22 protein-coding genes and 1 pseudogene are annotated in these 23,559 nt (G+C 74.5%); 17 read left to right on the top strand and 6 right to left on the bottom strand.

What is annotated here, in order from left to right:
* Window positions 1–306 (top strand): annotated as a pseudogene (locus tag ACLIYP_RS11075) (hypothetical protein); the annotation flags it as partial.
* Window positions 307–352: 46 nt separating this feature from the next.
* On the opposite strand, the gene ACLIYP_RS11070 reads toward ACLIYP_RS11075, so the two are convergent.
* Window positions 353–808, bottom strand: coding sequence for a tellurite resistance TerB family protein (locus tag ACLIYP_RS11070; RefSeq protein ID WP_412712960.1), 456 nt, complete (start codon window positions 806–808; stop codon window positions 353–355).
* Window positions 809–1,203: 395 nt separating this feature from the next.
* Between ACLIYP_RS11070 and ACLIYP_RS11065 the strand changes: the two genes are divergently transcribed.
* The gene (locus tag ACLIYP_RS11065) at window positions 1,204–2,556 is read left to right on the top strand and encodes a hemolysin family protein (RefSeq protein WP_412712959.1); all 1,353 of its coding nucleotides are present in this window, start codon (window positions 1,204–1,206) and stop codon (window positions 2,554–2,556) included.
* The gene (locus tag ACLIYP_RS11060; RefSeq protein WP_412712958.1) at window positions 2,553–3,575 is read left to right on the top strand and encodes a hemolysin family protein; all 1,023 of its coding nucleotides are present in this window, start codon (window positions 2,553–2,555) and stop codon (window positions 3,573–3,575) included. Before ACLIYP_RS11065 ends, ACLIYP_RS11060 begins: the two co-directional genes overlap by 4 nt.
* An 84-nt stretch (window positions 3,576–3,659) precedes the next feature.
* Here ACLIYP_RS11060 and ACLIYP_RS11055 read toward each other — a convergent pair whose 3' ends face one another.
* Both ACLIYP_RS11055 and ACLIYP_RS11050 read right to left on the bottom strand, forming a co-directional pair.
* On the bottom strand, window positions 3,660–4,046 hold the full coding sequence (locus ACLIYP_RS11055; protein ID WP_412712957.1) for a hypothetical protein: 387 nt from the start codon (window positions 4,044–4,046) through the stop codon (window positions 3,660–3,662).
* A gap of 82 nt (window positions 4,047–4,128) precedes the next feature.
* Window positions 4,129–4,947, bottom strand: a complete 819-nt coding sequence (locus ACLIYP_RS11050; protein WP_412712956.1) for an inositol monophosphatase family protein — start codon at window positions 4,945–4,947, stop codon at window positions 4,129–4,131.
* Between the two features lie 291 nt (window positions 4,948–5,238).
* Here ACLIYP_RS11050 and ACLIYP_RS11045 point away from each other — a divergent pair, with 291 nt between their 5' ends.
* The 12 genes from ACLIYP_RS11045 (at window position 5,239) to ACLIYP_RS10990 (ending at window position 18,940) form a co-directional block, all read left to right on the top strand.
* Window positions 5,239–5,868 carry a DUF4352 domain-containing protein gene (locus ACLIYP_RS11045; protein WP_412712955.1) on the top strand — a complete coding sequence of 210 codons (630 nt, stop codon included), beginning with the start codon at window positions 5,239–5,241 and terminating at the stop codon, window positions 5,866–5,868.
* Window positions 5,869–6,270: 402 nt separating this feature from the next.
* Window positions 6,271–6,666 (top strand): nucleotide pyrophosphohydrolase, encoded by a 396-nt coding sequence (locus ACLIYP_RS11040; protein ID WP_412712961.1) that lies wholly within the window; start codon window positions 6,271–6,273, stop codon window positions 6,664–6,666.
* Window positions 6,667–6,775: 109 nt separating this feature from the next.
* Window positions 6,776–7,342: a DUF6099 family protein gene (locus ACLIYP_RS11035; protein ID WP_412712954.1), complete on the top strand. Its 567-nt coding sequence runs from the start codon at window positions 6,776–6,778 to the stop codon at window positions 7,340–7,342.
* A 21-nt stretch (window positions 7,343–7,363) separates the two neighbouring features.
* A complete protein-coding gene (locus ACLIYP_RS11030) occupies window positions 7,364–8,287 on the top strand; it encodes an LLM class F420-dependent oxidoreductase (RefSeq protein ID WP_412712953.1) in 924 nt (307 codons plus the stop codon).
* A 7-nt stretch (window positions 8,288–8,294) separates the two neighbouring features.
* Complete coding sequence (gene mmuM, locus ACLIYP_RS11025; RefSeq protein WP_412712952.1) at window positions 8,295–9,269, top strand: homocysteine S-methyltransferase; 975 nt, start codon at window positions 8,295–8,297, stop codon at window positions 9,267–9,269.
* Between the two features lie 70 nt (window positions 9,270–9,339).
* On the top strand, window positions 9,340–10,872 hold the full coding sequence (locus ACLIYP_RS11020; RefSeq protein ID WP_412712951.1) for a 3' terminal RNA ribose 2'-O-methyltransferase Hen1: 1,533 nt from the start codon (window positions 9,340–9,342) through the stop codon (window positions 10,870–10,872).
* Window positions 10,869–13,493 (top strand): polynucleotide kinase-phosphatase, encoded by a 2,625-nt coding sequence (locus ACLIYP_RS11015; RefSeq protein ID WP_412712950.1) that lies wholly within the window; start codon window positions 10,869–10,871, stop codon window positions 13,491–13,493. The genes ACLIYP_RS11020 and ACLIYP_RS11015 overlap by 4 nt, the downstream gene beginning before the upstream one ends.
* Before the next feature lie 46 nt (window positions 13,494–13,539).
* The gene (locus ACLIYP_RS11010) at window positions 13,540–14,811 is read left to right on the top strand and encodes an arginine deiminase (RefSeq protein WP_412712949.1); all 1,272 of its coding nucleotides are present in this window, start codon (window positions 13,540–13,542) and stop codon (window positions 14,809–14,811) included.
* A 201-nt stretch (window positions 14,812–15,012) separates the two neighbouring features.
* Complete coding sequence (gene argF, locus ACLIYP_RS11005; protein WP_412712948.1) at window positions 15,013–16,017, top strand: ornithine carbamoyltransferase; 1,005 nt, start codon at window positions 15,013–15,015, stop codon at window positions 16,015–16,017.
* Between the two features lie 180 nt (window positions 16,018–16,197).
* A complete protein-coding gene (locus ACLIYP_RS11000; RefSeq protein WP_412712947.1) occupies window positions 16,198–16,911 on the top strand; it encodes a pentapeptide repeat-containing protein in 714 nt (237 codons plus the stop codon).
* A gap of 143 nt (window positions 16,912–17,054) precedes the next feature.
* Window positions 17,055–18,071: an ATP-binding cassette domain-containing protein gene (locus ACLIYP_RS10995; RefSeq protein WP_412712946.1), complete on the top strand. Its 1,017-nt coding sequence runs from the start codon at window positions 17,055–17,057 to the stop codon at window positions 18,069–18,071.
* The gene (locus ACLIYP_RS10990) at window positions 18,068–18,940 is read left to right on the top strand and encodes an ABC transporter permease (RefSeq protein ID WP_412712945.1); all 873 of its coding nucleotides are present in this window, start codon (window positions 18,068–18,070) and stop codon (window positions 18,938–18,940) included. Before ACLIYP_RS10995 ends, ACLIYP_RS10990 begins: the two co-directional genes overlap by 4 nt.
* Window positions 18,941–18,974: 34 nt before the next feature.
* On the opposite strand, the gene ACLIYP_RS10985 is transcribed toward ACLIYP_RS10990, so the two are convergent.
* The 3 genes from ACLIYP_RS10985 to ACLIYP_RS10975 form a co-directional block, all read right to left on the bottom strand.
* Window positions 18,975–19,823 carry an isocitrate lyase/PEP mutase family protein gene (locus tag ACLIYP_RS10985; RefSeq protein ID WP_412712944.1) on the bottom strand — a complete coding sequence of 283 codons (849 nt, stop codon included), beginning with the start codon at window positions 19,821–19,823 and terminating at the stop codon, window positions 18,975–18,977.
* Window positions 19,820–20,626, bottom strand: coding sequence for an ArsR/SmtB family transcription factor (locus ACLIYP_RS10980; RefSeq protein ID WP_412712943.1), 807 nt, complete (start codon window positions 20,624–20,626; stop codon window positions 19,820–19,822). The genes ACLIYP_RS10985 and ACLIYP_RS10980 overlap by 4 nt, the downstream gene beginning before the upstream one ends.
* 83 nt (window positions 20,627–20,709) lie before the next feature.
* Window positions 20,710–21,279 carry a hypothetical protein gene (locus tag ACLIYP_RS10975; protein ID WP_412712942.1) on the bottom strand — a complete coding sequence of 190 codons (570 nt, stop codon included), beginning with the start codon at window positions 21,277–21,279 and terminating at the stop codon, window positions 20,710–20,712.
* 110 nt (window positions 21,280–21,389) lie between these two features.
* Here ACLIYP_RS10975 and ACLIYP_RS10970 point away from each other — a divergent pair, with 110 nt between their 5' ends.
* Both ACLIYP_RS10970 and ACLIYP_RS10965 read left to right on the top strand, forming a co-directional pair.
* Window positions 21,390–22,097 carry a response regulator transcription factor gene (locus ACLIYP_RS10970; protein WP_412712941.1) on the top strand — a complete coding sequence of 236 codons (708 nt, stop codon included), beginning with the start codon at window positions 21,390–21,392 and terminating at the stop codon, window positions 22,095–22,097.
* Entirely contained in the window at window positions 22,094–23,551 is a 1,458-nt protein-coding gene (locus ACLIYP_RS10965; protein ID WP_412712940.1) for a sensor histidine kinase, read from the top strand. Before ACLIYP_RS10970 ends, ACLIYP_RS10965 begins: the two co-directional genes overlap by 4 nt.
* The last annotated feature ends 8 nt before the right edge of the window (window positions 23,552–23,559 follow it).

The following is a 23,559-nucleotide window of genomic DNA, read 5'->3' as shown; positions in this document are numbered from 1 at the left end:
CCGGACCGGCCCGGGCGCGGCGCCGACGTGCCCGCGGAGCTGCGGCGGTGGTGCGCGGACGAGGAGCGGCAGCGGGCCGCGGCCGAACGGCTCGCCGAGGGGCTGTCGTTCCGGCTCACCGCCGCCGACCACACCGGGAGCTACGCGCTGCGGGTGTGGCCCGTCGGCGTGGTCGTCCCCCGTTCGGGCACCTCGCCGCTCACCTATGTGCGCTGGCCCCACCAGCTCCCGCCCTGGTCGCCGGGGCCCCGTCCCGTCGCGGCCTCCCCGCACCGGGGGGCGGGCTCGTACCCCCTGCCCCGGTGACCTGGGCGGGCCCGGCGCCCGCCGCCCGGACCGTGCGGCGGGCCGGTCAGAGTCCGAACTCGTGGAGCGGCAGGTCGAGCAGGTGGCAGACCTCGCGGACCACCACCAGCTCGGCGGCGTCGAAGTAGCCGTCGGCCGCGCCGACGGCTATGCCGATCCGGACGACGGCGCGCGCCTCGGCGGGGCTGCGCGCGGCCTTGGCGATCTCCCGCAGGGCCTCGGCCCGGTTGAGGTCGAAGTCGGTGGTGAGCCGGTCCAGCCAGCCCTCGAAGCGGCCGCGCAGTTCGTCGGCGGGGAAGGCCCTGAGCACGTGGTCGTGCTCGATCAGCTGGGCGACGCGACGGCGTTCGGCCGGGTCGATCGTCCCGTCGGCCGCGGCGACGAGTGCGCACATCGCCATGCTCGCGTCGCGGAACGCGCCGCCCCTGAGTTCGTTCCTCTTCGCCGCCAGCCGGCCCCGCACCGTCCGGGCGGACTCCGCGAGACGGTTCCACAGGGCCATGAACACTCCGGGTGTCGGGAGGAGCCCGGGCCGTGCCGACGCGGCCCGGACGGAAATCGTAAGGGTCCGGCCCCGCCTCGTCGTCCCCGCTCCCAAGGTTTCTACAGAATTGTAGAATCGCAGAGGCGTACCGATGCCGCGGGGGTCCGGAGAGGGCGAAGCGCGTCCTCGCGCCCCGGGATCACGGCCGGCGTCGAAGCCGGAGCAGAACCACGGCCGCGGCGATGGTACTTTGCCAATCCTTTACACTTCATCGGGAGGTCTCGGCAAGACCCGAGGTACCCGGCCCCCGACCGATCCAGAAGGAGCAGCGCACCCACCATGGGCGAACCTCCCAGTACCAGCCGTGCCACCCGCGGCCGCTCCGCGACGATTCCGGGAGCGGGGGTGGCACGGTGACCGAGATCCTGCTCCTGCTGGCGGCACTGGCCCTCGTCCTGGCCTGCGCGGTCTTCGTGGCCGCCGAGTTCTCCCTGACCACCGTCGAGCGGGGCGAGCTGGAGCGCGCCGCCCGCCAGGGGGAACGCGGCGCCGGAAGCGCGCTCAAGGCCGTCCGGCAGCTCACCCTCCAGCTCTCCGGCGCCCAGCTCGGCATCACCGTCACCTCGCTGGTCATCGGCATGCTCGCCGAGCCGTCCCTGGCCGCGCTGCTGCGCGGACCGCTGCGCGACGCCGGGCTGGGCCCGGCCGCCTCCTCGGTGGCCACCGTGCTGGGCGTGGCCGTCTCCACGGTGGTGCTGATGGTGGTCGGCGAGCTGGTGCCCAAGAACTGGGCGATCTCCAGCCCGCTGGCGGTCGCCCGCGTCGTCGCCGGACCGCAGCGCGGCTTCACCGCCGTCTTCGGGCCCTTCATCCGCCATCTGAACGGCACCGCCAACCGCTTCGTGCGCCGCTTCGGCCTGGAGCCCACCGAGGAGCTGGCCTCCGCGCGCAGCCCGGACGAACTGGTCTCACTGGCCCGCCGCTCCGCCAAGGAGGGCGCGATCGAGGAGGACTCCGCCGAACTGTTCGTGCGCACCCTCCACCTGAGCGAGCTGAGCGCGGAGAACGTGATGACCCCGCGCGTGGACGTACGCGCCCTGGAGGCGCACGCCACCGCCGCCGACGCCGAGAACCTCACCCTGGCCACCGGCCTGTCGATTTTCCCGGTCTACCGCGGCACCCTGGACGAGGTGATCGGCACCGTCCACATCCGCGACGTCCTGGCCCTCCCGGCCGGCCGGCGCCCCGCCACCCCCGTCACCGAACTGCTCGGCGAGCCGCTGCTGGTGCCCGAGACCCTCCCGGTGGACCGGCTGCTGGAGCGCCTGCGCGCCCGCCGCACCATCGCGGTCGTCATCGACGAGTACGGCGGCACCGCGGGAGTCGCCTCCGTGGAGGACATCGTCGAGGAGGTCGTCGGCGAGGTCCGCGACGAGCACGACCCGCTGGAGGAGCCCGACCTGCGCCCCGCCGCCCCCGCCCCCGACGGACGGGCGCGCTGGGAGGCCGACGGCGGCGCCCGCCTGGACGTGCTGGCCGCGATCGGACTGGCCGCGCCAGAAGGCCCCTACGAGACCACCGCCGGCCTGATCGCCGCCCGGCTGGAGCGCATTCCCGTACCCGGCGACACCGTCGAGATCGACGGCTGGGAGCTGCGCGTCCTCGACGTCGACCACCACCGCGCCGACCGCATACGGATCACCGCACCCGCGGGGGCCGCCTCCGCCGGAGCGGCCGGCCGCGCCCACCGGGAGGACGCCCGATGACCGCCCTGCAACTGACCATCGGCGCCCTGATGATCCTGGTCAACGCCTTCTTCGTGGGCGCCGAGTTCGCCCTGATCTCGGTGCGCCGCAGCCAGATCGAGCCGCACGCCGAGAAGGGCGTCAGGCGGGCCCGCACCACGCTGTGGGGCCTGGAGCACCTGTCGGCGATGATGGCCACCGCCCAGCTGGGCATCACCGCCTCCTCCCTGGTGCTGGGCGCGGTCGCCGAACCGGCGATCGCCCACCTGCTGGAGCCGTCCTTCGAGGCCGCCGGCGTCCCCGGCGCCCTGGTCCACCCGATCGCCTTCGTCATCGCGCTGTCCCTGGCGACCTATCTGCACATGCTCATCGGCGAGATGGTGCCCAAGAACATCGCCCTGGCCGCTCCCGTGCCCACCTCCCTGCTGCTGGGGCCGCCGCTGGTGGCCCTCACCCGCGCACTGCGGCCGGTGATCTTCGGTATCAACGCCTTCGCCAACGCCCTGCTGCGTCTGCTCAGGGTCGAGCCGAGGGGCGAGGTCGCCTCGATCTTCACCGACGCCGAACTCGCCCGCATGGCGCGGGAGGCCAGCGAGGCCGGGCTGATCGAGCCGGGCGGCCACGAGCGGCTGCGCGAGGCGCTGGAGCTGGGCAGCCGCCCGGCGGCCGAGGTGCTGGTGCCCCTGGCCCAGATGCACACCGTCGGCCACAACGTCACCCCCGACGAACTGGAGCGCACCGCCACCACGGTCGGCTTCTCCCGGCTGCCGGTCACCGGCCCCGGCGGCACCGTGCTGGGATACCTGCACGTCAAGGACGCCATCGGCGTCGTGCACCGCGACCGGCCCTTCCCGCCCGAGGCGCTGCGCACCGTCGTACGCCTGGAGGCCGGCACCCCGCTGGACGACGTCCTCACCACCATGCGCGCCGCAGGCACCCACCTGGCCGCCGTCACCGGCGACCGAGGCGAGCTGCTGGGCTTCGTCACCATGGAGGACGTCCTGGAGAAGCTGGTCGGCCCGGCCCCGGCCGCGCGCTGAGCGGCCGTTCCGGGCGCACCGTTCCGGGCCGCCGGTCCGGGGCCGTTCCAGAGCCGGTCCCGGGCCGCCCCGCACCGGCCGCCGTCAGCCGTCCTCCTCCCACGGCTCCCCGGTCTTCGCCAGGTGGATCACCGCGTGACCGTAACCGGGCCAGTCGGTGGGGCAGGGCGGCCCGACATGGACCTGGACGGTGATGTCGGAGCGGTCGTCGGGCCCGCCCATCAGCAGGAGCTCCAGTTCGGAGGCGATGTCGCACAGGTCCTCGGCCACCTCGGGCGTCTCCCTGGCCACCGCCGCGTGGATGACCACCTCGCCGGCGCGCGGCTCCACCGACAGCCCCAGGACGTCCCCGCCGACGCGGCCCAGCGCGGCCTGGCATGTGCGCAGCAGTAACTGGTCGCGGCGGAGCAGCGCCCGCACCTCGTCGGGCGGCAGACTGGGCGCGTAGTACAACTCGGCGGGGTGGCGCATGCGCGTACGGTAGGGGCTCGCCGCGCGCTCCGCCACGGGAACGCCCTCATCCGTATCGCACCGTCACCGAGCCCGCGCCCGGCTACCGGAACCGCGCCCGGCACAGGGCGGCCAGCTCCCGCGCCAGCGGCCCGCTCCCCGCCACCAGGACCGGGGCCCCGAAGGCGTACGGCCGTCCGTCCCCGTCCAGCACCGTCCATCCGCGGCGGCGCAGCAGCGCCGCCCCGGCGGCCACGTCCCACGGCTTGGCACCGACGCACACGCAGGCGTCCAGCCAGCCCTCGGCCACACCGATCAGGTCCAGGCTCATACAGCCCTGCATCCGCACCCGGTACGCCCGTTCCAGCAGGGCGGCCAGCAGTCTCCCGGACGGGGAGCCGCCCCCTCCCGCCCCCGTGACGCCGACCACCGCCCGGGACAGCTCCCGGGCGCCGGCCGGCTCCGGGACGTCCCGGCCCGCCGTGTCCGTGTCCGGTGCCGGGTCCGTGCTCCATCGACGGCCCAGGGCCGGAGCGTGGACCACGCCCAGCGCGGGCTCGCCGCCGTCCACCAGACCCAGGGAGACGGCGTGCGGCGGGGCGCCGCGCGTGAAGTTCATCGTGCCGTCGATCGGATCCAGCAGCCAGCAGCGGGGCGGCACCGAACCCCCCTCCTCCCGGTCCGTCTCCTCGCCGACGACCGGGATGCCGGGCGCGTGCTCCCGCAGCACGCGTGTGATGCGCCGCTCCACCTCGGCGTCGGCGGCCGTGACCTCCTCGCCCGACGCCTTGAACCTCCGCCGCGACCACTCGTCCCCAGCCTCCGCGAGCCACCGGACCCCGGCGTCGACGGCCGCTTCGGCGACGCCGAGCAGACGGGCGAGCGGCTCACGGTCGGGTCCCACAACAGGTTCGGTGCGCATTCCCCCAGTGTTTCCGCGGACTCGCCTCCCATCCGCGGCGGGCGGGCCGTACGAGCGAGGGAGGCCCGGCGCATGGTTCTGTGTGTGCACGCGGACCACTTCGAGGCGTGGTTGATGAAGCCCTTCTGCGAGCGAGTTGTGAACTTAGTTTCCGTGTCATATGGTTGTTCGCGGAGCGCGCGCCCATAGCCCGTCGGTCGACCCGGCCCGGTGGGGCGTGCCGGGGTCCGCCCCGGCCGAGCGCCGTGCCTCTGAGGTCCGGAGGCAGCAGCATGAGAAGAGGGGGGTCTGATGGCCCAGCACAATCCCGGTCCCCAGTACCAGCAGTGGGGCCCCGGTCGGCCGCAGCAGCCGATGCCGTCGGCGCCGCCGCCGAAGAAGCCCGGCGCGGGGAAGATCATCGGCTTCGGCTGCCTCGGCGCCGTCGCCTTCTTCGTCGTGATCGGCGTCATCGGTGCGGCTCTCGGCGCGGGCGGTGACGAGAGCGAGGGGAAGCCTCCGGCGTCGTCGGCGCCGAAGCAGCCCGGTGGCGGGGAGGGGAAGGGGGGGAAGGACGAGGAGAAGCCGCGGGAGGAGCCCGAGGAGGAGGCTCCCGCACCGATCCGGATCACGGCGGAGACCACCGACTTCCGGCCCACCGTCCTCACCGACGGCGAGGAGCACACCTCCGTGCTGGTCACGGTCGTCAACAACGGCGCGGAGAAGGTCGACGTCAACCCGCTGTACTTCGACGTCACGGCCGCGGACGGCTCCAAGTACGACGTCGAACTCGCCGCGGACGAGCGCCAGATCGACACGGTCGAACTGGCCAGGGGTGAGAAGGTCACCGGCACCGTCACGGTCGAGGGGGAGATCGAACCCAGGACGGTCACCTTCACCAACGGCCTCTTCGGCGACTCGGTCAGGGCGGACGTCGGATAGCGGCCGAGCCGGGGCCCGGGCGCCGGGCGCGGAGCCGGGGCCCGGGGCCGGGCGGCTGCGCCGGTGGCACGAGGACGGGGAGCGGCAGCGGGCCGCGGCCGAACTGCCGGCGCGGGGAGAGCCGTTCCACCTCGCCGTCGCCGACCGCACCGGCACGTACGTGCTGAGCGCCGGGCCCGTCGGCACCGCCGCCCGTAGACCTGCCGCCCGGTAGGGCTGCCGCACCGCCGGTCCGGCACCGGGGGACGCTGGGGAGGTGCCCGGGGTGCGGCTGGTAGACCTGGGGGCGTGAACAACGGACAGGCGCACGGAAGCGGCGGGGCCGGCAGGACCGGCGGAGACGCCGGAGGCGGCCCGGAGGAGGCGCGCCACCCGGCGCCGTACGGGCGGCCCGGGGGCAGGGTGGGCGAACTCCAGCGCAGACTGGCCGAGTTCGCGGCGGCGCGGCGGTGGGAGCCGTACCACACGCCGAAGAACCTGGCGATGGCGCTGGGCGTGGAGGCCGCCGAACTGGCCGAGATCTTCCAGTGGATGACACCCGAGGAGTCGGCACGGGTGATGGACGACCCGGACGCGGCGGGGCGGGTCGCGGACGAGGTCGCCGACGTCCTGGCCTATCTGCTGCAGTTCTGCGAGGTGCTGGGGATCGACGCACCTGCCGCGCTGGAAGCGAAGATCGAGCGGAACGAACGACGCTTCCCCGTTGCGGAGAGTGACGAAGGAGTCGGCGGGGAAGTCGGTGAGACGGACGGCCCCGGCGGCGCGCAGGGGAAGGCCAATCGTCACTCTTCGGAGTGAAGGCGTTCTCGACAGTGTCGAGTTTTTCCACAGTTTTCCCGAACCCCCTAGCCAAACGCGACTGCGGGTATCACGCTGGGTAGCGAATTATCGCGGAGGGAAAAGGTGGATGGATGCGGTACCACTCATTGAGATCACGCGGCGAGCGCTCGCACACAGTGAGGAAGCGGCTGACGTCGTTACCGAGGCGTGGCAGGCGCAGGCGCTCGCGGAGGCGGTAGGGGTCCACCTGGCCATGACGGGCCCGCCCGAGGTGCGGGCCCAGGCCGGTGGACTGCGGGAGGCGAGCGGCCGCGCCTGCGGTTCGCTGCGCGGTCCCGGGCAGCGGTCCGACGGGGCGCGCGCCGCCCACCTGACGGAGATGAGCGACCCCCTGTCGGCCCTGCACGAACTGGGCGATCTGCTGGGCGAGGCCGGGGGCGCCCTGGTGCGGGTGGCGGTCGACGCGGAGGAGGAGGGGCTCTACTGGAGGTGCATCGAGGGCATCGACGCCGCCGACGAGTGCGGTGACAGGGTGACGGCGATCCTCAGGCGGCTCGCCCTCAGACCCAGGCCGTTCCGCCGGGCCCCGCCCATGGGCGGGGCCGGGGCCCGGCCCGTGGACGAGGGCGTGGGCGAGGGCGAGGCCGCCGCACCGGTGTGCGAGGACGGCCTGCCGGTACGGGAGGGCGCGTAGCGAAGGTGCAGGATGGAGGGCATGGATCTGCGCATCTTCACCGAACCCCAGCAGGGCGCCTCCTACGACACCCTCCTCACGGTCGCCAAGGCCACCGAGGACCTGGGCTTCGACGCCTTCTTCCGCTCCGACCACTACCTGAAGATGGGCGGTGTCGACGGGCTGCCCGGCCCGACGGACGCCTGGATCACCCTGGCCGGCCTCGCCCGCGAGACCAGGCGCATCCGGCTGGGCACCCTGATGACCGCGGCCACCTTCCGGCTGCCGGGTGTCCTGGCCATCCAGGTGGCGCAGGTCGACGCCATGTCGGGCGGACGCGTCGAACTCGGCCTGGGCGCCGGATGGTTCGAGGCGGAGCACACCGCGTACGGCATCCCGTTCCCCAGGGAGAAGTTCTCCCGGCTGGAGGAGCAGCTGGAGATCGTCACCGGGCTGTGGGCCACCGAGCCGGGCAAGACGTTCACCTACGACGGCGCCCACTACAAGCTCGCCGACTCGCCCGCGCTGCCCAAGCCCGCACAGGCCAGGGTCCCCGTTCTCATCGGAGGGATGGGAGCCAAGCGCACCCCGGCTCTGGCCGCGCGCTTCGCCGACGAGTTCAACGTCCCCTTCGTCTCCGTCGAGGACAGCGAGCGGCAGTTCGGCCGGGTGCGGGCCGCCGCCGAGGAGCACGGCCGCGCCGCGGACGATCTGACCTACTCCAACGCCCTGGTCGCCTGCGTGGGCCGGGACGACGCCGAGGTGGCGCGGCGCGCGGCGGCCATCGGCCGCGAGGTGGCGGAGCTGAAGGAGAACGGACTGGCCGGCTCCCCGGCCGAGGTGGTCGACAAGATCGGCCGCTACGCCGAGGCGGGCTCCTCCCGTATCTACCTCCAGATCCTGGACCTGCACGACCTGGACCACCTGGAGCTGATCTCCTCCCAGGTGCAGAGCCAACTGGGGTGAGCCCGGCATGAGCACAACGCCCGCGCCGCCGCCCGTGCCCGCGCCGGGTCTTCCGCTCGCGGACGCCCTGGCACGCGGCCCCCTCGTCCTCGACGGCGGGCTGTCCAACCAGCTCCAGGCACAGGGCTGCGACCTGTCCGACGAGCTGTGGTCGGCCCGGCTGCTCGCCGACGACCCCGCCCAGGTGGAGGCGGCCCACACCGCCTACGTACGGGCGGGGGCGCGGGTGCTCATCACCGGCAGCTACCAGGCATCCCACCCAGGCTTCGCCCGGCACGGGCTCGGCCGGAAGGAGACCGACGCCCTGCTGCGCCGCAGCGTGGCCCTGGCCCGCGCCGCCGCGGGCACGGCCGGCGGGCCGGTGTGGGTGGCCGCCTCGGTCGGCCCGTACGGCGCGGTGCTCGCCGACGGCAGCGAGTACCGCGGCCGTTACGGGCTGACGGTCGCCGAGCTGGAGCGTTTCCACCGGCCCCGCGTCGAGGCGCTGGCGGCGGCCGCCCCGGACGTCCTGGCCCTGGAGACGGTGCCCGACGCCGACGAGGCCGAGGCCCTGCTGCGCGCCGCGGCCGGCTGCGGGGTGCCGGTGTGGCTGTCGTACACCGTCGCCGGCCCGCGCACCCGCGCCGGCCAGCCGCTGCCGGACGCCTTCGCCGTCGCCTCCGGCAACGACCAGGTGATCGCGGTCGGCGTCAACTGCTGCGACCCGCGCGACGCCGCGCCCGCCGTACGCCTGGCGGCGCGGGCCACGGGAAAGCCGGTGGTCGTCTACCCCAACAGCGGTGAGGGCTGGGACGCGGCGCGCGGCGCCTGGACGGGCGAGGCCGCCTTCGATCCGGCCGCCGCCCGCACATGGGTACGCGACGGCGCCCGGCTGGTCGGCGGCTGCTGCCGGGTGGGCCCGGCCGAGATCGCCGCCCTGGCGGCGGAACTCGGAACGAGGACGGGGCGGGAGATCGAGCCGGGAACGGAACCGGAAGGGTAGCCGGGCCAGGCGCTCCGCCACGCCGGAAAACCGGTGGGGCGGCCCACTCGAACGGGTCATACTCGCTCGGGTGTTCCTGACGATGACCACCACCGGCAGCGCCGAGCGGCCCGCCACCGACCTCGGATTCCTGCTGCACAAACACCCCGACCGGGCGCAGGAGTTCTCCACCTCCCACGGCACCGCGCACGTCTTCTACCCCGAGGCGGAGGCCGAGCGCTGCACCGCGGCGCTGCTGCTGGAGGTCGACCCCGTCGCCCTGGTCCGCCGCGGCCGTGGCAAGGGGCGCGGCGGCGCACCCGACTCGGCCCTGGCCCAGTACGTCAACGACCGCCCGTACGCGGCCTCCTCGCTGCTGGCCGTGGCGCTGGGCGCGGTGTTCTCCAGCGCGCTCAAGGGCCAGTGCCGGGCCCGCCCCGAACTGCCCGGGCGCGAGCTGCCCCTGCGGATCGAGGTGCCCGCGCTGCCCGCCCGCGGCGGCACCGAGCTGGTCCACCGCCTCTTCCGGCCGCTGGGCTGGACCGTCGGCGCCGAACCGGTGCCGCTGGACGCACGCTTCCCCGACTGGGGCGACTCCCGCTACGTGTCGCTGGTGCTGGAGGGCGAGGCGCGGCTCGCCGACGCGCTGCGCCACCTGTACGTCCTGCTGCCGGTGCTGGACGACGCCAAGCACTACTGGGTCGCCCCCGACGAGGTGGACAAGCTGCTGCGCGCCGGCGAGGGCTGGCTGGAGCACCACCCCGAGCAGGAGCTCATCGCCGGCCGCTACCTCGCCCGCCGCCGGGGCCTCACCCGCGAGGCCCTGGAGCGCCTGGAGCTCGCCCGTCTGGCCGAGGCCGACGGCAGCGAGCCCGGGGAACTGGACAACGCCGTGGACGAGAGCACCGACACCGACGAGCGCCCCGCCCCGCTGGCCGTCCTGCGCCGAGAGGCGATCCTGGCCGCCCTGCGCGAGGCGGGTGCCGCCCGTGTCCTGGACCTGGGCTGCGGACAGGGCCAGTTGGTGCGGGAGCTGCTGAAGGACGCCCGCTTCACCGGGATCACGGGTGTGGACGTGTCGATGCGCGCCCTGCACGAGGCGCGGCGCAGACTGCGCCTGGAGCGGATGTCCGAGCGGCAGGCCGCCCGCGTCACCCTCACCCAGGGCTCGCTGACGTACACCGACCCGCGGCTGTCCGGCTACGACGCGGCCGTGCTCAGCGAGGTGATCGAGCACATCGACCCGCCGCGTCTGCCCGCGGCCGAGTACGCGGTCTTCGGCGCGGCCCGGCCGGGGACGGTCGTGGTCACCACTCCCAACGCCGAGTACAACGTTCGCTGGGAGACCCTGCCCGCGGGCGAGGTGCGCCACCACGACCACCGCTTCGAGTGGACCCGCGAGGAGTTCCGCGCCTGGGCGCGCGCGGTGGCCGAACGGCACGGCTACACGGTGGAGTTCCGGCCCGTCGGCGAAGACGACCCCGAGGTCGGCCCGCCCACCCAGCTCGCCCTGTTCCGCCTGGCCGCCGAGGCTCCGATCAGCGAGACATCGAACGGTGAGACACCGAACACCGGGGCACCGGACACCGGGGCCCCGAACACCGCGAAGGAGGCAGCCGCATGACGGACCGCACCCCGGCGCCCGCCCCTGCCGGTACCACGGAACCCGCCCCGGCCCCCGCGAAGGCGCTCGCCGTGCCCGACCTGTCCCTGGTGGTGCTGGTCGGCACCACCGGGGCGGGCAAGTCCACCTTCGCCCGCACCCACTTCGCGCCCACCCAGGTCGTCTCCTCCGACTTCTGCCGGGGCCTGGTCGCCGACGACGAGAACGACCAGAGCGCCAGTTCCGACGCCTTCGACGTGCTGCACTACATCACCGGCAAGCGGCTGGCCGCCGGGCGCCTGACCGTGGTGGACGCCACCAACGTGCAGACCGAGGCCCGCCGGCAGCTGGTGATGCTGGCCCGCGAGCACGACGTGCTGCCCGTGGCGATAGTCCTGGACGTCCCGGAGCGCGTCTGCGCCGAGCGCAACGCCGCCCGCCCCGACCGCGCGGACATGCCCGCCCACGTCATCCCGCGCCAGCGGCGCGAACTGCGCCGCTCCCTGCGCTCCCTGGAGCGCGAGGGCTTCCGCAAGGTGCACGTCCTGCGCGGGGTGGAGGAGGTGGCCGCCGCCCGGATCGAGCTGGAGCGGCGCTACAACGACCTGCGGCACCTGGCCGGCCCGTTCGACATCGTCGGCGACGTCCACGGCTGCCGCGCCGAACTGGAGGCACTGCTGGGCAGGCTCGGCTACGCGATCGAGCGGGACGCGGCCGGCCGCGCGGTGGACGCGAGCCACCCCGAGGGGCGCACCGCCGTGTTCGTCGGCGACCTCGTCGACCGCGGCCCCGACAGCCCCGGAGTGCTGCGCCTGGTCATGGGCATGGTCGCCGCGGGGCACGCACTGTGCGTCCCCGGCAACCACGAGAACAAGCTCGGCCGGTACCTGAGGGGCCGCAACGTCCGGCACACCCACGGACTCGCCGAGACGATCGAGCAGCTGGAGAGGGAGGCCGCCGCGGACCCGGAGTTCCCCGCGCGGGTGGAGGAGTTCATCGGCTCGCTCGTCAGCCACTACGTGCTCGACGGCGGCGCGCTGGTCGTCTGCCACGCCGGACTGCCCGAGAAGTACCACGGCCGAACCTCCGGCCGGGTCCGCTCCCACGCCCTGTACGGCGACACCACCGGCGAGACCGACGAGTTCGGCCTGCCCGTGCGCTACCCGTGGGCCGAGGACTACCGGGGCCGGGCCGCCGTCGTGTACGGCCACACCCCCACCCCGCGCGCGACCTGGCTCAACAACACCGTCTGCCTGGACACCGGCTGCGTCTTCGGCGGCGCCCTGACCGCCCTGCGCTGGCCCGAACGCGAACTGGTGGACGTACCCGCCGAGCGGGTCTGGTACGAGCCGGTGAAGCCGCCGGCGACGGACGCGCCCGGCGGGCACGAGGGCCGCCCGCTCGCCCTGGCCGACGTGCACGGCCGCCGCGTGGTGGAGACCCGCCACGCAGGCCGCGTCGCGGTGCGCGAGGAGAACGCCGCCGCCGCGCTGGAGGTGATGAGCCGCTTCGCGATCGACCCGCGCCTGCTGCCCTACCTCCCGCCGACGATGGCGCCCTGCGCCACCTCGAAGCTGGAGGGCTACCTGGAGCACCCGGCCGAGGCGTTCGCCGAGTACCGGGCGGCGGGCGTGGCGAAGGTGGTGTGCGAGGAGAAGCACATGGGCTCGCGCGCCGTCGCCCTGGTCTGCCGCGACGCGGCCGCCGCGGCCGAGCGGTTCGGCGTGACCGGCGGGGAGACGGGCGCGCTCCACACCCGCACCGGACGCCCGTTCTTCGACGACCGGGCCGTCACCGAGGAGGTCCTCGCCCGCCTGCGCGCCGCCGCCGACGGCGCCGGGCTGTGGGAGGAGCTGGACACCGACTGGCTCCTGCTGGACGCCGAGCTGCTGCCCTGGTCGCTGAAGTCGGCCGGGCTGCTGCGCCGGCAGTACGCGGCGGTCGGCGCCGCCGCGGGAGCCGTCTTCCCCGGCGCGCTGGCCGCCCTGGAGACGGCGGCCGCCCGGGGCGCCCGGGTGGACGGGCTGCTGGCGCGGCAGCGGGAGCGCGCGGCGGACACGGAGGCGTTCACCGCGGCGTACGGCCGCTACTGCCGGCCGGTGGACGGGCTCGACGGTGTGGAGCTCGCGCCCTTCCAGATCCTGGCCTGCCGCGGCCGCAGCCTGGCCGCCGTACCGCACGTCGACCAGCTCGCCTGGCTGGACCGGCTGGCCGACGCCGACGGCACCGGGCTGCTGCGCCGCACCGGGCGCCTGGTGGTGGACACCGGAGACGAGGCGTCCGTCGCGGCGGGCACCGACTGGTGGCTGGAGCTGACGGAGGCCGGGGGCGAGGGCATGGTCGTCAAACCGCTGGACGCCCTGGTGCGCGGCCCGGACGGGCGGCTGGTCCAGCCGGGCGTGAAGTGCCGGGGACGGGAGTACCTGCGGATCGTCTACGGACCGGAGTACGTCCGAGAGGAGAACCTGCGGCGGCTGCGGGTGCGCCACCTGGGCCACAAGCGCTCCCTGGCGCTGCGCGAGTACGCGCTCGGCCTGGAGGCGCTGGACCGGCTGGCGCGGGGCGAGCCGCTGTGGCGGGTGCACGAGGCGGTCTTCGCCGTCCTCGCCCTGGAGTCGGAGCCGGTCGACCCCAGGCTGTGACCGCGTACCGGGGTGTAGCCGCCCGGCTCGGGGTGAGGATGGTGGCATGGGATTCCACGTCGACTCCGAGGCCGGGCGGCTGCGCCGCGTCATCCTGCACCGCCCCGACCTGGAACTGAAACGGCTCACCCCGACCAACCGGGACGACCTGCTCTTCGACGACGTGCTGTGGGTGCGGCGGGCCCGCCAGGAGCACGACGGCTTCGCCGACGTCCTGCGCGACCGGGGTGTGGAGGTCCACCTGTTCGGCGATCTGCTGGCGGAGTCCCTCGAGATCCCCGCCGCACGCGCCTTCGTCCTGGACCGCACCTTCCACGAGAAGGAGTACGGGCCGCTGGCCACCGACCACCTGCGGGCCGTCTTCGACGAGATGTCCGGGGCGGAGCTGGCCGAGGCGCTGGTGGGCGGGATGACCAAGCGGGAGTACCTGGAGCGGCATCCCGAGCCGGTCTCGGTGCGCTTCCACGTGATGGACCCGGACGACTTCCTGGTCGCCCCGCTGCCCAACCACCTGTTCACCCGCGACACCTCCGCCTGGATCTACGACGGGGTCTCCATCAACGCCATGCGCTGGCCCGCCCGGCAGCGCGAGACGATCCACTTCGAGGCGATCTACCACCACCACCCGCTGTTCGCCCGGCCCTCCGGAGCACCGGGCCCCGGCGCAGAGGACTCGGACCCCTCGCGGGAGGGCTTCCACGTCTGGTCCGAGGGCCAGGGCGCCTACCCCTCCACCATCGAGGGCGGTGACGTGCTGGTCATCGGCAACGGCGCGGTGCTCATCGGGATGAGCGAGCGCACCACCCCGCAGGCTGTGGAGATGCTCGCCCGCGGCCTGTTCGCGGCGGGTTCGGCCCGCACCATCGTGGCCCTGGACATGCCCAAGAAGCGTGCCCTGATGCATCTGGACACGGTGATGACGATGGTCGACGGCGACACCTTCACCCAGTACGCGGGCCTGGGCATGCTCCCCTCCTACACCATCGAGCCCGGCGCGGCCGAGTCGGAGCTGAAGGTCACCGACCACCCGCCCGAGCACATGCACCGCGCCATCGCCGCGGCCCTGGGCCTGGACGGCATCCGAGTGCTGACCGCCACCCAGGACGTGCACGCCGCCGAGCGCGAGCAGTGGGACGACGGCTGCAACGTGCTGGCCGTCGAGCCGGGGGTGGTCATCGCCTACGAGCGCAACGTCACCACCAACACCCATCTGCGCAAATGCGGAATCGAGGTCATCACCATCCCCGGCAGCGAGCTTGGCCGGGGCCGGGGCGGGCCGCGCTGCATGAGCTGCCCGGTCGAGCGCGACGCGGTGTAGGCACGGCACGGGTGCGGGCACGGCCGCGACCGCGGGCCGCGGGCCGCGGTCGCGGGGAGTCCGGAGGGTCCTGGGCGTACAGGGGCGCCTGGCGGCGTATGGTGCCGCCGGAGGACACCCTGCCTGCATAGTGATACGAGAGTGCGTATATACTTCCGGCTTTCCCGCCGTATCCGACGCGACAGTCCCTAGGAGCCCCCCATGGCGATCGATCTCACGGGCCGCCACTTCCTCAAGGAGCTGGACTTCACTCCCGAGGAGTTCCGCCACCTGGTCGAGCTGGCCGCCGAGCTGAAGGCGGCCCGGCGGGCGGGGACCGAGGAGCAGCGGCTGCGCGGGCGCAACATCGCGCTGATCTTCGAGAAGACCTCCACCCGCACCCGCTGCGCCTTCGAGGTCGCCGCCGCCCAGCAGGGGGCCCACACCACCTACCTCGACCCGTCCGGCTCCCAGATCGGCCACAAGGAGTCGGTGCGGGACACCGCCCGGGTGCTGGGGCGGATGTACGACGCCATCGAGTACCGGGGCAGCGGCCAGGAGGCCGTCGAGGAGCTGGCAGCCCACGCCGGCGTCCCCGTCTACAACGGGCTCACCGACGACTGGCACCCCACCCAGATGCTCGCCGACGTGCTCACCATGACCGAGCACTGCGACAAGCCGCTGAACGGGACCGCCTACGCCTACCTCGGCGACGCCCGCAACAACATGGGCAACTCCTACCTGGTCACCGGTGCCCTGCTCGGCATGGACGTCCGCATCGCCGCGCCGCGGAGCCTGTGGCCGGAGGAGTCCGTGGTGGCCGCGGCCCGCTCCCTGGCCGAGCGCACCGGCGCCCGCATCACCCTCACCGAGAAGGTGGAGGAGGGCGTGCTGGGGGCCGACTTCGTCGCCACCGACGTGTGGGTGTCGATGGGCGAGCACAAGGAGGTCTGGGAGGAGCGCATCGAGCTGCTGCGGCCGTACGCCGTGACCATGGACGTCCTGCGCGCCACCGGCAACCCGCGCGTCCGCTTCCTGCACTGCCTGCCCGCCTTCCACGACCTGGGCACGGCCGTGGGCCGGGAGATCCACCAGCGGTACGGCCTGGAGTCGCTGGAGGTGACGGACGAGGTGTTCGAGTCGGAGCACTCGGTCGTCTTCGACGAGGCGGAGAACCGCATGCACACCATCAAGGCCGTCATGGTCGCCACCCTCGCGGGGGCGTAGGCGCTGCCACCCTCGCGGGGGCGTAGGCGCTGCCACCCTCGCGGGGGCGTGGGCGCTGCCGTCCTCGCGGGGGCGTGGGTGCTGCCGTCCTCGCGGGGGCGTGGGCGCTGTGGACGGGCGTTGTCAGAGGGTGCCCCTAGGCTCCGGAGGACACCTTCCGTCCGGACCGGAAAGGCCCCCATGCCCGCCCAGCGAAGCCCGCGGACCTCACGGATTCCGCCGCCCCCGCCGCCTCCGCCCGTCCCGCGCGAACTGGCCGACCTGCCCTACGCGGAGTACCTCCAGCCCTTCGACGCCGGCGGGCGGCTGGAGCGGGAGCGCGCCTACGACACCGTCCACTTCGACGGCGAGGGCTTCCGGGACGCGGACGCCGGCGGCGCCGGCTTCGTCGAGTCCGCCTTCACCTCGGTGGAGTTCGACGGCGGCCGCTACCGGCGGGCGCGCTTCAACGACGTGTGGCTGCACACCGTGCGCTGGGTGGGCGCGGATCTGGCCGAGACCGACTGGACGGACGCCGAGGCCGTCTCCGGCGCGCTGGCCGGGGTGGAGGCGTTCGAGGCGCGGATGCGCCGCGTGACGTTCTTCAACTGCAAGTTCGACTCGGTCAACCTCCGTGCCGCGCGCCTGCGCGACGTGTGCTTCGTGGACTGCCTGCTGCGCGACGTGGACTTCGGGGAGGCGGCCCTGGAGGGTGTCGCCTTTCCCGGCTCGGTCCTGGACGGGGTGCGGCTGGAGAAGGCGAGGCTCGCGCGGGTCGATCTGCGCGGCGCGGCCGGACTGGGGATCACGGCGGGCCACGACTCGCTCAGGGGCGCGATCGTCAGCCCGGCGCAACTACTGGACCTCGCCCCCGCGCTCGCCCGGGCGCTCGGCATCGAGGTCCGCGACGACTGAGGAGACGCACTGTGCAGGCACATCCGTTACGAGCCCGGGGACCCGGCGGGGGAAATCCCCGGGAAGCGATGAGTCCGGGGCCGCCGGACGGTCCGATGGTCGAGGGAAACCGCACAACTGCCGAGCGACGAGGACGACGGAACATGGACGAGAACGCATCCGGCCTGGCGATCGAGACATCGGGGCTGGTCAAGGTGTTCGGGGAGACCCGCGCGGTGGACGGCGTGGACCTCGCCGTGCCGGCGGGCACGGTCTACGGGGTCCTCGGTCCCAACGGGGCGGGCAAGACCACCACGGTCAAGATGCTCGCCACCCTGCTGCGCCCCGACGGCGGCCGGGCCCGGGTCTTCGGGCACGACGTGCTGCACGAGGCCGACGCCGTACGCGCCCGGGTGAGCCTGACCGGCCAGTACGCGTCGGTGGACGAGGACCTGACCGGGGTGGAGAACCTGGTCCTGCTGGGCAGGCTGCTGGGCCACCGCAAGCCCGCGGCCCGGCGGCGGGCCGAGCAGCTGCTGGAGGCGTTCGGGCTCGCCGAGGCGGCGGGCAAGCAGGTCAAGAACTACTCGGGCGGCATGCGGCGCCGCATCGACATCGCCGCGTCCATCCTCAACACCCCCGACCTGCTCTTCCTGGACGAGCCGACCACCGGCCTGGACCCGCGCAGCCGCAACCAGGTGTGGGACATCGTGCGGGCGGTGGTCGCCCGGGGCACCACGGTGCTGCTGACCACCCAGTACCTCGACGAGGCCGACCAGCTCGCCTCCCGTATCGCCGTCATCGACCACGGGAAGGTCATCGCCGAGGGCACCAAGGGCGAGCTGAAGGCCTCGGTGGGCGCCGGCGCGGTGCACCTGCGGCTGCGGGACGCCGACCGGCGGCCCGAGGCCGAGCGGCTGCTCGCCCGCGTCCTGGGGGCGCGGGTCCAGCTCGACCCCGACCCGGTGGCCCTGACCGCCCGCGTCGGCCTGCACGGCGACGGTGCGGGCGCGGCCGAACAGGCCTCCCGGGCGCTGGCGGAGCTGGCCCGGTCCGGCATCACCGTCGACACCTTCTCGCTGGGCCAGCCCAGCCTGGACGAGGTCTTCCTCGCCCTCACCGACCGCCCCGCCGCCCGTACCGCCGCCCCCGCGAACGAGGAAGAGGAGATCCCGGCATGAGCACCGCCACGACCCGCGGACAGCGCACCGACGAGACCGGCGGGACCGGCGAGCCGGCTCCCGCGGCGGCCGACGTCCTGGCCGGCCTGCTGGTGTCCGGGGAGCGCCCGCCCCGCCCCAGCGCCTGGGCCGCCTCCGCCGCCTTCGGCTGGCGGGCGGTGCTGAAGATCAAGCACGTGCCCGAGCAGCTCTTCGACGTCACCGTCTTCCCGGTCATGATGGTGCTGATGTTCACCTACCTCTTCGGGGGTGCGCTGGCCGGATCGACCGACCAGTACGTGCAGTTCCTGCTGCCGGGCATCCTGGTGATGAACATCGTGATGATCACCATGTACACCGGGGTGGCGGTCAACATCGACATCGCCAAGGGCGTCTTCGACCGGTTCCGCACCCTGCCGATCTGGCGCCCCTCGGCGATGGTCGGCTACCTGCTCGGCGACATGCTGCGCTACACGATCGCCTGCGCGGTGATGCTGGCCCTCGGCCTGGTGCTGGGCTTCCGCCCGGCCGGCGGCGTCACCGGGGTGGTGGCCGGGGTGGCGCTGCTGATCGTCTTCGCGTTCGCCTTCTCGTGGATCTGGACGATGTTCGGCCTGATGCTGCGCACCGAGAAGTCGGTGATGGGCGTCAGCATGATGGTGATCTTCCCGCTGACGTTCCTCAGCAACGTCTTCGTCGACCCGGCCACCATGCCCGGCTGGCTCCAGGCCTTCGTCAACAACAGCCCCGTCACCCATCTGGCCTCGGCGGTGCGCGGCTTGATGGCCGGAGACTGGCCCGCCACCGAGATCGCCTGGTCGCTGGGGTGGGGCGCGGCGCTGGTGGCCGTCTTCGGAACGGCCACCATGCGCCTGTACAACCGCAAGTGAGCGCCGCGCCGCCCCCGGGCCGAGGGGAGAGGTCTCAGCCCTGGCCGGCCCAGTGGCCGGCCAGGGCGCAGGTCTCGTCGTAGGTGGGCATTGGCGGGGGCGGGGCGGACGGGTCGGCGAGGGAGGCGGCCAGTTCCACGGCCCGCTGGAGGGCGGCGCGGAACAGCAGCGACCCCAGGCTGATCCGGGCCGCGCCGAGCTCGGCCAGCCGCTCGCGGGTGGGGCCGCCGGGGGAGTACAGGACGTTCAGCGGTGCGTCCAGCTCGCCCGCCAGCGCCCGGATGCCGTCCTCGTCGGTGAGGCCGGGCACGAAGACGCCGTCCGCCCCGGCCTCCCGGTAGACGCGGGCCCGGCGGGCCGCGGCGGCCGTGGTGGGGTCGGCGGCCAGCCAGTGGGTGTCGGTGCGGGCGTTGACGAACAGCGCCGGGGCGGTCTCCTTGACGGCCGCGATCTTCTCCGCGTGGTGGACCGGGTCGGCCAGGCGCCCGCCGGGCAGCCCGTCCTCCAGGTTCACCCCGGCCACCCCCGCCCCGGCCAGCTCCCGTGCGAAACGGGCGACCTGTGCGGGGTCCTCGGAGAACCCGCCCTCGACGTCCACGCTGACGGGCACCGGCAGCCGGGCCAGCCGCCGCCCCAGTGCCAGGGTCCGCTCCCGCGCGGCCCCCGTGGCGTCGGGCAGTCCGGCCGCGGCGGCCACCCCCAGGCTGCTGGTCCCGACGGCGGGGAAGCCGTGCGCGGCCAGGGCGGCGGCCGAGGCGTGGTCCCAGGCGCAGGGCAGCAGCAGCGGCCGCCCGCGGCGGTGCAGCGCGCGGAAGGCGGCGGACCCGGCGGACGCGGCGGACGCGTTCACCACGGACGGCTCCCCTCTCCGGTCGGCGCTCATACCGACGTCTCCGCCGTCTCCGCCGTACCGGAAGTGCCCGCCGTCCCGCCGTCGAGGTCGGCGCCGGTGAGGCCCAGCAACTCGCCCAGGGCGCGCCGTCCGGCACCGGTCACGCGCAGCGCCCGCCGGGTGCCGATCCGCTCGCACCAGCCTGCCTCCAGGGCGTGCCGGCACAGCGCGGCACCGGCGGCGCCGGCCAGGTGGGGGCGGCGCTCGGTCCAGTCCAGGCAGGCGCGGGCCTGCGGGCGGCGGCCGTACGGGCGGGCCCCCAGGTCGATGCCGAGCCCGCCGAACCACCGCATCCCGGCCGCGGTCACCGCGAACCCGGCCTCCTGCCGCAGCAGCCCCTGCTCCAGCAGGGCGTCGGTGACCGCGACCCCCAGGCGTCCGGCCAGATGGTCGTAGCAGGTGCGGGCCCGTGCCATCGCCGTGTTCGCGGATGCCTCCCGCAGGGAGCGCGCGGCGGGCGGCGGCCCCGCGTGCGCGGCCAGTTCCTCGACCAGGCGCGCGGACGAGGGGCCGGCCAGCCGCACATAACGGTGCCGGCCCTGCCGCTCCTGGGCCAGCAGGCCCCCGGCCACCAGTTTGTCCAGGTGCTCGCCGGCCGTGGACGGCGCGACGTGGGCCAGCCGGGCCAACTCGCCCGCCGTCCACGCCCGGCCGTCCAGCAGCGCCAGGCAGAACAGGGCCCGGGTGTCGTCGGCGAGCAGCCCGGCGAGCCGGGCGAGACCGGAACCGGCGTGCCCGGGGTGCCGATCGGAGGGGGACGGGCGGGCGCGGCGTGCGAGGTCGGGGGAGTCCATGGCGCCCATCATGCGGGCCGGTCGTTTCGGCGGGCACCGAAACGACCGGCGGTGTCCCGGCGATACCCGGAGGTGTCCCGGCCTCAGACGGTCGACTCCCTGATCGCCACGTTGTAGCTGGAGGGCGTGGGCGAGGTGACCTCGATCTGCGAGCGGAAGGACTCGCCGGTGAAGACCACGGTCAGCTCCCTGGGCCCACCGCGCTGCGTCGCCGCGGTGAAGCCGCCGGCCGGCAGCGCCGAGACCAGGCAGGCGCCGCTGCCGCCGAACCGTATGGACGCCCGTCCCCCCGTGGTCTGGAAGGTGCGCACCTCGGCGCCGGCGGTGTCGCAGCCCTCCTCGCCGCCGGTGTTCGCGGAGGGGGACGGGGTGGGGCGGGCGGCGGGACGGGTGGTGGGGGAGAGCGTCGGCTTCGGCGCGGGGGCGGGGGAGGAGGCGCGCCGGGTGGGCGAGGGGGTGGGCCTGGGGGTGGGGGACCTGCTCGGCCCGGCGCTCGCCGTCGGCGAGGAGACGACCGTCCCCGGGGTGTCGCGGGCGACGGGCGGGGTGGGCCGGGTCGTCCCGACCACGAACTGGACGGTGAGGCTCACCGTCGTCACGCTGAGGGACGTGCACGACAGCCACAGCAGTACGTAACGCAGGTAGCGGGGCACCGCCCCATACTGCCCGACCGCCCGCGGCGGCCCGTGCGAGGGCCGGTGAAGACCCCCGGGAGGGATGGCGGTTGCCGGTGCGCCGGTGGTACCCGTTACCGTCCCTGGCCATGGCATCGGTACTTCTGGTCGAGGACGACCCCGTGATACGGGCCAGGCTCATCGACGTCCTGTCCCGGCACGACCACGTGGTGCGCAGCTCCCCCTACGGCTTCGAGGCCCTGCGGGAGGTGACGCGGCAGCCGCCGGACGCGGTGGTGCTCGACCTGGGGCTGCCCGACCTCGACGGCGTCGACGTCCTGCGCATGCTGCGCAGCATCTCCCAGGTTCCGGTGCTGGTCGCCACCGCGCGCGACGACGAGGCCGAGATCATCCGGCTGCTCAACGCCGGAGCCGACGACTACCTGGTCAAGCCCTTCTCCGGCGGGCAGTTGGCGGCCCGGCTCGGGGCGGTGCTGCGCCGCTCCTCCGCCGCGGCCGAGCGCCCCGCCGCCCCGGAGGCGGAGCCCCGGGACGGCGCGATACGCGTGGGCGGCCTGGCCATCGACCGGCAGGCGCGGTCGGTCTCCCTGGACGGGTGCGAACTGCGCCTGACCCGGCGCGAGTTCGACCTGCTGGCCTATCTCGCCGAGCGCGCGGACCGGGTGGTGCCGCGCCGCCGCGTCCTGGCCGACGTGTGGCGGCAGTCCTACGTCGAGGAGCAGACTCTGGACGTGCACGTGTCCTCCCTGCGCCGCAAGCTGGGCGAGCGGGCGAGCCGGCCCCGCTATCTGCACACCGTGCGGGGCGTGGGCATCAAGCTGGTGACGCCCCGATGAGACGGACGCTGGCCGGCGTCGCGCTGGCCGTCACCTCCATGGTCGCGCTGTCCTTCCTGATACCCCTGGCCCTGCTGGTCAAGTCCGAGGTGAGGTCCCGGGCGATCACGGTTGCCGAGCAGCGGGCGGCGGCGCTGGCCCCCGTGCTCGCCCTGACCACCCGCCCGGACGAGGTCCAGCAGGCCGTGGCCGAACTCGACGGCAACGGCCGGCTGGGCGTCCACCTCCCCGGCGGGCGGCTGGTGGGGACCGCGTACGCGCCCGCCGACGCGTGGCGGCGGGCGGCCCGCCAGCAGCGCACCTTCGCCCTGGGCACCGACGACGGCTGGGTCCACCTGCAGCCGGTGGTGCTGGCCAGGGACCGGGTGGCGGTGGTGGAGTCCTTCGTGCCGCGCGCCGAGTTCGAGCGCGGCGTGGGCACCTCCTGGCTGGTGATGTCGGCCCTGGCCCTGGCCCTGGTGGCGGGGTCGGTACTGGTCGCCGACCGGCTGGGCGCACGGGTGGTCCGCGCCTCGCGGGACCTCTCGCGCGCCGCCAACGCCCTGGGCGAGGGGGACCTCGACAGGCGGCTGGAGCCGAAGGGCCCTCCCGAACTGCAGGAGGCGGGGGCGGCGTTCAACACCATGGCCGACCGCGTCGTCGAACTGCTGGCGATGGAGCGCGAGTTGGTGGCCGACCTCTCGCACCGCCTCAGAACGCCGCTGACGGCGCTGCACCTGGAGTCCGAGCGCATCGCCTCCGGTCTGCGGCGGGAGGACGCCGACCGCCTGGAGGCGGCCGTCACGCACCTGGAGGAGGAACTCGACTCCATCATCAAGGCGGCGCGCACCCCCCTGTCGGCCGCCCTGGCCGCCCCGGCCCCACCGGGGCCGAAGGCGCCGTGCGAAGCGGCGCGCGTGGTGTCCGCACGGATGGACTTCTGGTCGGTCCTGGCGGCGCAGCAGGACCGGGAGTGCGCGGTGACCGTGACGGACGAGCCCACCCCCGTCCTGCTGCCGGAGGAGGACCTGGCCGCGGCCGTCGACGCCCTGGTCGGCAACGTCTTCCGGCACACCCCGGAGGGCACGGCACTGGCGGTGGGAGTGCACCGCACGGCGCACGCGGTGGTGGTGACCGTGGACGACGCAGGCCCCGGCATCCCCGACCCCGAGCGGGCCCTGGCCAGGGGCGCGAGCGTCGGCGGCTCCACCGGCCTGGGCCTGGACATAGCCCACCGCGCCGCCGACACCGGACGCGGCCGGCTGGAGGTCGGCCGCGCGCCGCTGGGCGGGGCGCGGGTGCTGATGGAGCTGGAACTGGCCCCCGAACGGGCCCCCGGCGGTGAGCGCGCCTCCCACGGGAGGCGGCGCCGTGCCTGGCTCCGCCTTCCCGCGCCCTCCCGTGTCCGCTCCTCCCGCCCCGGAAGGCCGCGGGGAGCGCGGACGGGGAAGCCGGGGGCGGGCGGCCCGCCTTAGCTGTTCCT

Source organism: Streptomyces nanhaiensis, assembly GCF_046614825.1.
Classification (GTDB): Bacteria; Actinomycetota; Actinomycetes; order Streptomycetales; family Streptomycetaceae; genus Streptomyces; species Streptomyces radiopugnans.
Note: the sequence above shows the minus strand (reverse complement) of the source record. Positions and strands in the feature narration are given on the sequence as shown.

Bases quoted from the DNA above. Each gene is read 5' to 3' on its own strand.
- ACLIYP_RS11070 (WP_412712960.1), bottom strand. From the start codon at position 808: ATGGCCCTGTGGAACCGTCTCGCGGAGTCCGCCCGGACGGTGCGGGGC.
- ACLIYP_RS11060 (WP_412712958.1), top strand. From the start codon at position 2,553: ATGACCGCCCTGCAACTGACCATCGGCGCCCTGATGATCCTGGTCAAC.
- ACLIYP_RS11055 (WP_412712957.1), bottom strand. From the start codon at position 4,046: ATGCGCCACCCCGCCGAGTTGTACTACGCGCCCAGTCTGCCGCCCGAC.
- ACLIYP_RS11050 (WP_412712956.1), bottom strand. From the start codon at position 4,947: ATGCGCACCGAACCTGTTGTGGGACCCGACCGTGAGCCGCTCGCCCGT.
- ACLIYP_RS11045 (WP_412712955.1), top strand. From the start codon at position 5,239: ATGGCCCAGCACAATCCCGGTCCCCAGTACCAGCAGTGGGGCCCCGGT.
- ACLIYP_RS11035 (WP_412712954.1), top strand. From the start codon at position 6,776: ATGGATGCGGTACCACTCATTGAGATCACGCGGCGAGCGCTCGCACAC.
- ACLIYP_RS11030 (WP_412712953.1), top strand. From the start codon at position 7,364: ATGGATCTGCGCATCTTCACCGAACCCCAGCAGGGCGCCTCCTACGAC.
- mmuM (WP_412712952.1), top strand. From the start codon at position 8,295: ATGAGCACAACGCCCGCGCCGCCGCCCGTGCCCGCGCCGGGTCTTCCG.
- ACLIYP_RS11015 (WP_412712950.1), top strand. From the start codon at position 10,869: ATGACGGACCGCACCCCGGCGCCCGCCCCTGCCGGTACCACGGAACCC.
- ACLIYP_RS11010 (WP_412712949.1), top strand. From the start codon at position 13,540: ATGGGATTCCACGTCGACTCCGAGGCCGGGCGGCTGCGCCGCGTCATC.
- argF (WP_412712948.1), top strand. From the start codon at position 15,013: ATGGCGATCGATCTCACGGGCCGCCACTTCCTCAAGGAGCTGGACTTC.
- ACLIYP_RS11000 (WP_412712947.1), top strand. From the start codon at position 16,198: ATGCCCGCCCAGCGAAGCCCGCGGACCTCACGGATTCCGCCGCCCCCG.
- ACLIYP_RS10995 (WP_412712946.1), top strand. From the start codon at position 17,055: ATGGACGAGAACGCATCCGGCCTGGCGATCGAGACATCGGGGCTGGTC.
- ACLIYP_RS10990 (WP_412712945.1), top strand. From the start codon at position 18,068: ATGAGCACCGCCACGACCCGCGGACAGCGCACCGACGAGACCGGCGGG.
- ACLIYP_RS10985 (WP_412712944.1), bottom strand. From the start codon at position 19,823: ATGAGCGCCGACCGGAGAGGGGAGCCGTCCGTGGTGAACGCGTCCGCC.
- ACLIYP_RS10980 (WP_412712943.1), bottom strand. From the start codon at position 20,626: ATGGACTCCCCCGACCTCGCACGCCGCGCCCGCCCGTCCCCCTCCGAT.
- ACLIYP_RS10970 (WP_412712941.1), top strand. From the start codon at position 21,390: ATGGCATCGGTACTTCTGGTCGAGGACGACCCCGTGATACGGGCCAGG.
- ACLIYP_RS10965 (WP_412712940.1), top strand. From the start codon at position 22,094: ATGAGACGGACGCTGGCCGGCGTCGCGCTGGCCGTCACCTCCATGGTC.